We start from the raw sequence: 7,266 nt of genomic DNA, 5'->3' as shown, positions 1-7,266 counted from the left end.
GGGACGGCCGCCCGGTGTTCCCGGCCGCATACGGCTTTGGGTGGGTGCCGGCGGAGGGCCGACAACACCCGCCGGGGTGTGCCGGCCGCTGGCCGACAACCCCGCCCATGACGGCCCGCGGCCGTCACCACCGATACGTCAGTTCAAGCCCTTGATGGTCAGGTCCAGCGCGTCCTTGCCGCTTTCGCGCTGCAACAGGCGCGCCGGCACCGGGAACTCCGGCACGATCCACGCGATCAGTTCCTTGTTGCCATCCACGCGCGACACCTTGGTCGCTTCGTAGCTCTTGCCGGCCACGGTCACCGCTTCCTTGCCGACCACGCGGTAGGTCATCGGCTTGATCCGGCCTTCGTCCACCATGCGGTAGGTCAGCGGCTTGCCGGCAGCGAGGTCGCGCGCGATCGCCAGGTTGATCAGCAGCGCATCCATGTCACCGGGCCTGAGCGCCACCGGACCGGCGCGGTCCGGCTTGATGTCACCAGTCCAGGTGGCCTGGTTGCTGGTCCAGTTGTACGTGGCCTGCACGTTGCGCTTCTTCACCAGCAGCACCGAGCTGTCCTGGCTGCTCAGCGGGCGCAGGCGGCCGTTGGCTTCCTCGAACACGGTGCTCTGGCTCAGGTCGGCCAGCTGGTTCTTCACCTTCAGGCTGTAACGCCACTTGCCGGTGCCTTCGCTGGCCAGGGTCATCGTGCCGTTGGCCTGCATGCCCATGTAACTGGCAAGGTAATCGGCCTTGAACGGCTGCAGTGCCATCGCGGGCAGGCTGGCTACCGACAGGGCGGCAGCGGCGATCCAGGTCAGCGGACGTTGGAACGTGGTCATGCTCAGACTCCTTGGTATTCGATGAGGCGCAGGTCGATGTAGTCCTGGCCATCTTTGCGTTGCAGGATACGCACCGGCGTCGGTACGCCGTTGGCGATCCACAGGATGGTTTCGTCGTTGCCACCGTTGGTGCGCGCCACGCGCAGCGCGTCGTAGGACAGGTCGCCCACCTGCACGCTTTCGGTGGCGCTGGCGGACTGGTAATCGTGCTGGCGCACGCGGCCCACGTCGACGTAGCGGTAATGCATCGCGCTGCCGGGGCGGGCGTCGCGCATGATCGCCAGGTTCAACAGCAGCGCGCTCTGGTCACCAGCCTGCAGCGGGATCGGCTGGGTGCGTTCTTTTTTCAGGTCGCCCGTCCAGCGCGCCGTGCCGGCCTGCCAGTCATAGGTGCCGATGACTTTCTTGCCGAGGAACAGGCCCTTGCGCACCGTGCTCTGGCTCAACGGCACGTACTGGCCGCCGTGGTTCTCGAACACGGTGCTCTGTTCCAGGTTCAGGCCCAGCACGCTGGCGAAGCCACGGCGTCCGACCACCTGCATGTCCACGCGCCACTGCGTGCCACCGGCATGGGTGACGCGCATGGTGGCATCGCCTGCTTCCTTGCCCTTGTAGAAGGCCTGGTAGGTGGCGGTGAACGGTTCCAGCGCGGGCGGTTCCCAGGCCAGCGCGGGCAGCGCCGGAACCGTTGGCGCCGCCTCGGCCGGTGCGGGCTGCGGCGCCTGCTGCGCAGCCGAAGGCAGCGCCGCCAGGCAGAACAGGGCGGACAGCAACAGCGCGGGACGGAGCAGCGTCGTGTTCTTCATACCAGCCAGCAACGAAAGAGAAGGGAAGCATGCCAGCGCCCGGGTCAGCGGCGCGTGTTCAGCAACTCAGGCAGGTTGCAGCATGCGCGCCGAATCTAGGACCAGCGGGCTGAAAAGGGGGTGACCGTCGAGCTGGAGCTGAGCGTTCTGTTCAGTTACGCGGCCGCTGGCCAGCAGCTGCAGGCTCGCTATCAGCAGCGGGTGCTCCACCTCCAACACGCGGGCGGCCAGTGTTTCCGGGGAATCACCGGGGAGTACGTCAACGCGCGCCTGGGCCAGGACGGTGCCCGCATCCAGCTCCGGCACCACGAAGTGGACGCTGGCCCCGTGCTGCGTATCACCGGCTTCCAACGCCCGCGCATGCGTGTGCAGGCCCTTGTACAGGGGCAGCAGCGAGGGGTGGATGTTGACCAGCTTGCCGTCGAAACGGGCCACGAAATCGGCGCCGAGGATGCGCATGTAGCCGGCGCAGACGATCCAGTCCGGCGCGCTGGCGGCAACGGCGTCACCCAACGCGGCTTCGTAAGCGGCCCGGTCGGCGAAGTCACGCGGCGCGGCCGCCCAGCGCTGCGCAGCCGGCACGCGCTGCAATGCCGGCGCTTCGGGACGATCAGAAAACACACCCACCACTTCGGCCTGCAGCTGGCCCTGGGTGACCGCATCCAGGATCGCCTGCAGGTTGCTGCCGCGGCCGGAGGCCAGCACCGCGATGCGGGCCGGGCGGATCACGCCGCGACCTTGGGCGCGCCGTCGGAGAAGCTGGCGACCACTTCCGGGCGCAGCAGCGCCCACAGCGCGTAGACGGTCAGCGCCACGCCCAGCGCACCGGTCAGGCAGGCCAGCCCCGCCACGACCAGGCACAGCCGATGCCGGCGACGCGCGCCCAGGCAGCGCGCGGCCTGGAGGCTCAATCCGCCCAGCACGACGTACACCGCCGAAGCGATGCCCATCACGATGAACAGCAGCCACGGGGCCGCGTCCGGACCACTGCCGGGCGGCTCGCTGACATAGCCGGCGAGGGTGACCAGCAGCAGGAAAGCGGCGAGGAGGAGTTCGAAACCCCCCAGCACATAGAACAGGATCTTCAGCGTATGCAGGTGGGAATCGACCTGCATCGACGTCCAGCCACGCGGGGCGTGCAGGGGGGGAGGCGTGGCGGACATGGTGGTCTCGTTGATGGCCTTGCAGGCGCCGGGTAACACCCGGCTTCGGTAGCGCCGAGCCATGCTCGGCGGAATGTCTGGACGCTCCCGCTGCGCTCGCCGGGCATGGCTCGGCGCTACCGGCGCGGGAACCGGGGATCAGCCGATGTGGACGCGCTCGGCGCCTTCCACGGCCGGCACGACCTTGCCGATGGTCCAGTGCTGCAGGCCCTGTGCGCCGGCGGCCTCGGCCACGGCGGCGACCTGGTCGGCGGCGACGATCAGCACGAAGCCGATGCCGCAGTTGAAGGTGCGCCACATTTCGGCATCGGCCACCGCGCCTTCGCGCTGCAGCCACTGGAACACCGGCGGCAGGGGCCAGCTGCGGGCGTCGATGTCCAGGCCCAGGCCGTCGGGCACCACGCGGATGATGTTTTCCGTCAGGCCACCGCCGGTGACGTGGGCCATGCCGTGGATTGCCTCACCGTGGGTCTTGAGCAGGGCCAGGATCGGCTTCACGTACAGGCGGGTCGGCGCCATCAGCGCATCGACCAGCTTCACGCCGTCGTCCAGCACCAGGTCGGCCGGCTGCCCAGCGCGGTCGTAGATGCGGCGCACCAGCGAATAGCCGTTCGAATGCGGGCCGGAGGAGGCGATGCCGATCAGCACGTCGCCTTCGGCAACGCTGGCGCCATCCTTCAGTTCGCTCTTTTCCACGCCGGCCACGGTGAAGCCGGCCAGGTCGTACTCGCCCGGGGCATACATGTCGGGCATTTCAGCGGTCTCGCCGCCGATCAGCGCGCAGCCCGCTTCGGCGCAGCCGTTGGCGATGCCGCCCACGACCGCCGCGGCGGTGTCGATGTCCAGCTTGCCGGTGGCGAAATAATCCAGGAAGAACAGCGGCTCGGCGCCCTGGACCAGCACGTCGTTCACGCACATGGCGACCAGGTCGATGCCGATGGTGTCGTGGCGGCCCAGCTGCTGGGCCAGCTTCAGCTTGGTGCCGACGCCGTCGGTACCGGACACCAGCACCGGCTCGCGGTACTTGTTGGACAGGTCGAACAGGGCACCGAACCCGCCCAGTCCGCCCATCACTTCAGGGCGGAAGCTGCGCTTGACCAGCGGCTTGATGCGCTCGACCAGTTCGTTGCCGGCATCGATGTCGACACCCGCGTCACGGTAGGTGAGGGGCGTAGGGGCGGAGGACGGGCTGTTGGTCACGGGCGTCGGCGCTGGCAAGGGTGAGACGGCGATTTTAACAGGCCACGTTGGCGCAAAGACCCTATTCGGGCAACAATCTCCCCGGATACGTCGAGCCAATGGAAGTCCAGATGCCCCGCAGCCCCCTCAGGACCACGTTCCTCATCATGCTCTTCGCGGCGTGCCTGCCCTTTGCCGCCCTGGCCCAGAGCGGCCTGCGCACCGAAGGGGAAGTGGCCACCGCCAGCGGCGCCTACGAGGCCGAGGTCCCGGTCCGGGGCCAAAGCGACGGTGATCGCAACGGCGGCTTGTCGCGCGCGCTGGCCGAAGTGCTGGGCAAGCTGTCGGGCGACCGCAACATCACCGCCCGCCCGGGCGTGGTGCAGGCCCTGCGCAATGCCAAGGATTACGTGCAGAGCTACGACTACAAGCAGGACCAGAGCACCAGCGCCAGTGGTGCGCCGAACTTCCGCACCCTGCTGGTCGCCCGTTTCCGCGAAGACGACGTGGATGCGATGGTCGCCGCGCTGGGCCTGCCGGTGTGGCCGCAGCCGCGCCCGAAGCCGGTGCTGTGGCTGGCCATCGACGATGGCAGCGGCCCGCGGTTGGTAACCGTGCAGCAGGCCAACGCGGTGCGCCCGGTACTGGCGCGCGCGGTGGAACGCGGCTTCAAGCTGGGCCTGCCGACCGGCAGCACCGCCGAACAGGCGCTGGTGGGTGCGATCTGGCGCCAGGACACCGCCGCGGTGGCGCGGGCGTCGGCCCGTTACGCCCCGCCGATGCAGCTGATCGGCAAGCTGTCGCGCGCGGATGGCGGCTGGACGGCGGACTGGGTGTTCGTTGACAACGGCCGCGAACTGAACAAATGGACCACCAAGGATGCCAACGCCATGCGCGCGATGGCCGGCGGTGCCGACGGCGCGGCCGACGCGCTGGTGCGCCGTTATGCCAAGCCCGGCGCGGCAACCGGCCAGGCCGGGACCTACCGCGTCGTGGTGACCGGGATCGACAGCGCCGACGACTACATGCGGCTGGCCGCCGGCCTGCGCGAGGTGCCGGTGGTGCGCAACATCATCCCGCTGCGCGCGGTGGGCAACCGGCTGGAACTGAGCCTTGAAATGACCACCGGACTTGCCGGGTTGAACCGCATGCTGGGCGAGGACGGCGTGCTGGTGCCGGTCGCCCCGGTGGCGATCACCCTGGACGGTGACGAACAGAATCCGGCCCCGGCCAGCAACGAGTATCGCCTGCGATGATCCACACCCCGGAGGCGGAAATCGCCCTGTTCCTGCGCCGCGTGAAGTTCGTCGCGGTCGCGCTGCTGATCGGCTGGGTGGTCTGGCTGCTGGCGCCCATCCTGACCCCGTTCGTGCTGGCGCTGGCGCTGGCCTGGCTGGGCGATCCGCTGGTGGACCGGATCGAGGCGACCGGGCGTTCGCGCAATACCGGCGTGATCCTGGTGTTCGTGGCGATGGTGCTGGTGATCACCGCGCTGCTGTTGATCCTGGTGCCGATGATCGAGCGCCAGATCAGCACCTTGATCGCTTCCGCGCCGCAGGCCCAGGCCTGGCTGATGGAAAAGGGCATCCCCTGGTTCGAACAGAAGACCGGCCTGGAAGTGATGCAGTGGCTGGATTCGGACCGGGTGATGGAGTACATCCGCAGCCACTGGCAGCAGGCCGGGGGCGTGGCCAAGCAGTTCTTCGGCTATGTGCAGCGTTCCGGCTTCGCGATGGTGACCTGGGTGGTCAACCTGCTGCTGCTGCCGATCCTGGCGTTCTATTTCCTGCGTGACTGGGACCTGCTGGTCGAGCGCGTACGCTCGGTCATCCCGCGCAACCACGTGGGCACCATCACCCAGTTGGCGCGCGAATCCAACGATGTGCTGGGCGCGTTCATCCGTGGCCAGTTCCTGGTGATGATCGCACTGGGTGTGATCTACGCCGGTGGCCTGACGATGGTCGGCCTGAACCTGGGCCTGTTGATCGGCATCATCGCCGGGCTGATCAGTTTCATTCCCTACCTGGGCGCCACCACCGGGATCCTGATGGCGGTGATCGCCGCCCTGGTGCAGTCGCAGGGCTTCGACCTGAAGCTGCTGCTGCTGGTCGGCGTGGTGTTCACCGTGGGCCAGCTGCTGGAAAGCTACGTGCTGACCCCGCGCATCGTCGGCGACAAGATCGGCCTGCATCCGGTGGCGGTGATCTTCGCGGTGATGGCCGGTGGCCAGCTGTTCGGTTTCCTCGGCATGCTGCTGGCGTTGCCGGTGGCGGCGGTCAGCAACGTGCTGCTGCGCTATGCCCACCAGCGCTACCGCGAAAGCGAGCTGTATGCCGGCGAGAAGCCGTCCATCGTGCTTGATTCCTACATCGACAAGCCGGTCATCATCGTCGATGGCGCACCGAAGGGCCCGGAACCGAAGTGAGCGCCGTACCGCAGCTGCCGCTGGCCCTGCATTACCCGCAGGACGAGCGACTGGAGACCTTCATCGGCGCACCGGACGGTGCGCTGGCGCAGCTGCGCGCGATCGCGGTGGGTGCCAGCAGGGACTGGGTGTATCTGGAAGGCGCGGCCGGCACCGGCAAGACCCACCAGGCGCTGGCGATGTGTTCCAACGCCGAACAGGCCGGGCGCACGCCGACCTACGTGCCGCTGAGTGCGGTGGTGGGCCGGGTGCGTGCGGTGCTGGAAGGGCTGGAGCAGCGCGACCTGGTGGTGCTGGATGGGCTGGACGCGGTGGCCGGTGGGCGCGAGGACGAAACGGCGCTGTTTGATTTCCACAACCGCGCGCGTGCGGCCGGTACGGCGGTGATGTATACGGCGCAGGCCTCGCCGGCCGAGCTGGGGCTGGTGTTGCCGGACCTGCGTTCGCGCTTGGGCCAGTGCGTGCGCGTGGTGTTGCAGGCGCTGGACGAAGAGGGGCGGGCGGCGGTGCTGCGCGACCGCGCGTTGCGCCGTGGCCTGGCCATCGACGAGGCCTCCATCGAATGGTTGCTGTCGCACTCCGGGCGTGAGCTGGGCGGGCTGATCACGCTGATGGACTGGCTGGACCGCGAATCGCTGGCGGCCAAGCGGCGGATCACCGTGCCGTTCCTGCGCCAGGTACTGGAAGACGGCCGGCCGCGTTACTGAGGGGTGGTGGATGCTGGGCTTGCAGCCCGGCGGCCCGCTTTGAAGCAAAGGCAAAACCCTGCAGGGCTGTTGCGTTGGCGGGGCGGGGTGGCTGTGCAGGACACGCCGTGAACCCGTCCATGGGGGCTCGCTTTTCGCATCCATGCGAAAAGACGGTCCTGCAC

At 68.4% G+C, this 7,266-nt stretch carries 8 protein-coding genes; 3 read left to right on the top strand and 5 right to left on the bottom strand.

What is annotated here, in order from left to right:
• Positions 1-138: 138 nt before the first annotated feature.
• The 5 genes from ABE522_RS17280 to purM all read right to left on the bottom strand — a co-directional run bounded on the left by ABE522_RS17280 (position 139) and on the right by purM (position 3,991).
• On the bottom strand, positions 139-822 hold the full coding sequence (locus tag ABE522_RS17280) for a DUF3108 domain-containing protein (RefSeq protein ID WP_346592759.1): 684 nt from the start codon (positions 820-822) through the stop codon (positions 139-141).
• A gap of 2 nt (positions 823-824) precedes the next feature.
• A complete protein-coding gene (locus tag ABE522_RS17275) occupies positions 825-1,628 on the bottom strand; it encodes a DUF3108 domain-containing protein (RefSeq protein WP_346592758.1) in 804 nt (267 codons plus the stop codon).
• A 66-nt stretch (positions 1,629-1,694) separates the two neighbouring features.
• A complete protein-coding gene (gene purN / locus ABE522_RS17270) occupies positions 1,695-2,357 on the bottom strand; it encodes a phosphoribosylglycinamide formyltransferase (RefSeq protein WP_346592757.1) in 663 nt (220 codons plus the stop codon).
• Positions 2,354-2,791 carry a hypothetical protein gene (locus tag ABE522_RS17265; protein ID WP_346592756.1) on the bottom strand — a complete coding sequence of 146 codons (438 nt, stop codon included), beginning with the start codon at positions 2,789-2,791 and terminating at the stop codon, positions 2,354-2,356. Before ABE522_RS17265 ends, purN begins: the two co-directional genes overlap by 4 nt.
• Positions 2,792-2,929: 138 nt before the next feature.
• Positions 2,930-3,991 carry a phosphoribosylformylglycinamidine cyclo-ligase gene (purM, locus tag ABE522_RS17260; RefSeq protein ID WP_346592755.1) on the bottom strand — a complete coding sequence of 354 codons (1,062 nt, stop codon included), beginning with the start codon at positions 3,989-3,991 and terminating at the stop codon, positions 2,930-2,932.
• Positions 3,992-4,089: 98 nt separating this feature from the next.
• Between purM and ABE522_RS17255 the strand changes: the two genes are divergently transcribed.
• From ABE522_RS17255 to hda, 3 genes are read left to right on the top strand one after another with little or no spacing between them, the layout of a single operon-like run.
• Positions 4,090-5,226: a DUF2066 domain-containing protein gene (locus ABE522_RS17255; RefSeq protein WP_346592754.1), complete on the top strand. Its 1,137-nt coding sequence runs from the start codon at positions 4,090-4,092 to the stop codon at positions 5,224-5,226.
• Positions 5,223-6,395 (top strand): AI-2E family transporter, encoded by a 1,173-nt coding sequence (locus tag ABE522_RS17250; protein WP_346592753.1) that lies wholly within the window; start codon positions 5,223-5,225, stop codon positions 6,393-6,395. Before ABE522_RS17255 ends, ABE522_RS17250 begins: the two co-directional genes overlap by 4 nt.
• Positions 6,392-7,102 carry a DnaA regulatory inactivator Hda gene (gene hda, locus ABE522_RS17245; protein ID WP_346592752.1) on the top strand — a complete coding sequence of 237 codons (711 nt, stop codon included), beginning with the start codon at positions 6,392-6,394 and terminating at the stop codon, positions 7,100-7,102. The genes ABE522_RS17250 and hda overlap by 4 nt, the downstream gene beginning before the upstream one ends.
• The last annotated feature ends 164 nt before the right edge of the window (positions 7,103-7,266 follow it).

Source organism: Stenotrophomonas lacuserhaii, from assembly GCF_039674585.1.
Classification (GTDB): domain Bacteria; phylum Pseudomonadota; class Gammaproteobacteria; order Xanthomonadales; family Xanthomonadaceae; genus Stenotrophomonas; species Stenotrophomonas pennii_A.
This window is presented reverse-complemented; position numbering and strand designations above follow the sequence as displayed.